The following is a 1,682-nucleotide window of genomic DNA, read 5'->3' as shown; positions in this document are numbered from 1 at the left end:
CAATGTAGATGTTGTAGCCCAGACGATTACCACTTGTGCCGTGGGTTATCAGAATGGCATTGGACTTGTTCGCATTGAGCGTTCCTTGGGTCACGTAACCCACCTTCATGTCCTTTAATTTCTTTCCACTCTCAAAGGTGAATTCTGGGATGTTGTGGACTGCTTCAGTCTGCGCCCAAACGAGATTGCAAAAGGCAAATGCCAGCAGGCATAAAAGGTTCTTAATCATGCTTGTCTATCCTTCATATTTGTAGAGCCATACTAGCCCCGAACAGGTACAAATTAAAGGTGGGATGTACCCGTAGAAGAGTTGAATTCTTCGCCTGAATGACCTAATATCACTATGCGAAATAGGTATAAAGATAGGGTAGTAATAGGGATGCAACCAAGTACAGAAGCCAGTAAACCATTGACATTGCAGCAACTGTGCTTTGCCAATAGCCTCATCAGAGGCGAGTCTCAAATCCAAGCCTACAGGGAAGCCTACCCTGCCGACACCAGTAACCCCTCCAATCTTCATTGCAGCGCATACAGGCTGTCGCGCCACCCCCAGATTCAAGCACTATTGAAAGATACCCATGAAGCTGTGGCAGAAACGCTTACGGACGATATTCAGGCAACCAAGCGGTTTATCCTCAGACAACTTTTTGCACTAAGCAAACAAGGCAACCAAGACTGCACCAAATTAAAAGCACTAGAACTGCTTGGCAAAGCATGTGGGTTGTTTAACCCCGCCCATACCAAGGAAGAATCCCACCAAGACCTCAAGCAAATTCTGAGGCAACGCTTGGTTGAGTTTGAGGATGCCATTTAGAGCCCGAACTAGAAAAATTCCAGACGTTATTTGGAGCGGGTAAGGGGGTAGGTAGCCATAACCCCCGATAGGGGCTTCTAGGGAGCACGTAAAGGTTGGTATGCATATGGCGTTTGGTCAATGGGAAAGATTGGTTAGGGGGTGAAATCTACACAGGTTAGAGTTCACTCATTTGGATGATAGTTTGACCCTTTACCCTTGCTAGTAAAGGTTTGAACAAGTGTTCGTAACTTCTTGGGAGTAATCTCAATATCGATACCCAAGTTGACTGCAAATGGCACAGGGTCATTCTCAATCCTTAGTCTTATTAACTGATAGTGGGGACTTCTGGTCATAGGGTCTGACGAAGTTTCAACTTGTGTAATAACCTGTTTAGCCAATCTAATACGGTCTGCTTTGAGGAGTTTTTCAGGTGGCAGAGCAAGCCCATATTTCTGAGCAACCTTATGGAAGAAATCCTCCTTACGTTCCCGGTACTTCCTTTTATTTCCCTTAACTTTAGAGGCAACTAATTTGGTTGGGGTAACGCATAGAAAAATAACATGCATGTGCGGGGTTGCTTCATCCAGATGAATATCCGCTGTCAATACTTCAGCAGGAGAAAACTCGGTTTTTGCCCATGTCAAACTGTCGTTGAAGTAATCACGGTTATTGATATCGGGTCTACTATCAGGAAGTGAGAACAAGACCTCAATTGCGATGACTGCATCACGTCGTATTCTCTTGCCAGTGTTGTCCTCATAAGCCTCAATCCTTTCATTGACTTTATGTATCAAGCCATCAGTACTTACAACATCTACCAATGAGTAATTGAGCGGTATTTTTTGTGAGTCGATGTGACTTCTTGCCCCAAGTTCCTTTTGGATTT

Annotated in this window: 2 protein-coding genes and 1 pseudogene; 1 reads left to right on the top strand and 2 read right to left on the bottom strand. The window is 44.5% G+C overall.

Features of this window, described 5'->3' with window-relative positions:
• Nucleotides 1–229 (bottom strand): annotated as a pseudogene (locus ABWP14_RS11430) (hypothetical protein); the annotation flags it as partial.
• A gap of 114 nt (nt 230–343) precedes the next feature.
• Here ABWP14_RS11430 and ABWP14_RS11425 point away from each other — a divergent pair.
• Nucleotides 344–814, top strand: coding sequence for a terminase small subunit (locus ABWP14_RS11425; RefSeq protein ID WP_353203097.1), 471 nt, complete (start codon nt 344–346; stop codon nt 812–814).
• 164 nt (nt 815–978) lie between these two features.
• Here the strand turns inward: ABWP14_RS11425 and ABWP14_RS11420 are convergent.
• The coding region (locus ABWP14_RS11420) for a plasmid recombination protein (RefSeq protein ID WP_353203096.1) at nt 979–1,682 on the bottom strand (704 nt) is incomplete at its 5' end.

Source organism: Polynucleobacter sp. (assembly GCF_040400325.1).
Classification (GTDB): domain Bacteria; phylum Pseudomonadota; class Gammaproteobacteria; order Burkholderiales; family Burkholderiaceae; genus Polynucleobacter.
The sequence above is the reverse complement of the archived record's forward strand: the minus strand, read 5'-3'. Positions and strand labels throughout refer to the sequence as shown.

What these genes read in the sequence shown, in the direction of transcription:
- ABWP14_RS11425 (WP_353203097.1), top strand. Translation starts at nt 344, where the DNA reads ATGCGAAATAGGTATAAAGATAGGGTAGTAATAGGGATGCAACCAAGT.